At 32.5% G+C, this 397-nt stretch carries 1 protein-coding gene; it reads left to right on the top strand.

The genetic code is table 11. The features are described 5' to 3' along the window. The coding region (locus tag HNS40_RS22785) for an IS3 family transposase (protein WP_172284994.1) at positions 1-397 on the top strand (397 nt) is incomplete at both ends.

The following is a 397-nucleotide window of genomic DNA, read 5'->3' as shown; positions in this document are numbered from 1 at the left end:
CATTTAAAAACAGAACTGCTAAAAAAGAAGTATGCCTGGGCGAGAAAAAAGAATTAGCTAGAAAATATATTGGGTTAGGATTAATACGCAATGTAGCCTTAGATATATCAGGAATAACTAAGCATCAATATTATTATCAACCCACAGGTAATCGCTCAGGCAGAAAGCCTACCAAGACAACTTTAAAAACAACTGGAACAGAAACATCTGAAGTAGAAAATATTCAGGTTGTTGAAGATATTATAGAGATTCAATCAGATCCAGATACTAAATACGGCTATAGGAAGATGTATTTTGCTTTAATGATGCTAGGATATTATATCAACCACAAAAAAGTTTACCGTTTAATGGAAGAGAATGATTTATTACGAGCAGCAAAAAAAAGGAATGAAAGAAC

This window comes from Lentimicrobium sp. S6 (assembly GCF_013166635.1).
Classification (GTDB): Bacteria; Bacteroidota; Bacteroidia; order Bacteroidales; family UBA12170; genus UBA12170.
The sequence above is the reverse complement of the archived record's forward strand: the minus strand, read 5'-3'. Positions and strand labels throughout refer to the sequence as shown.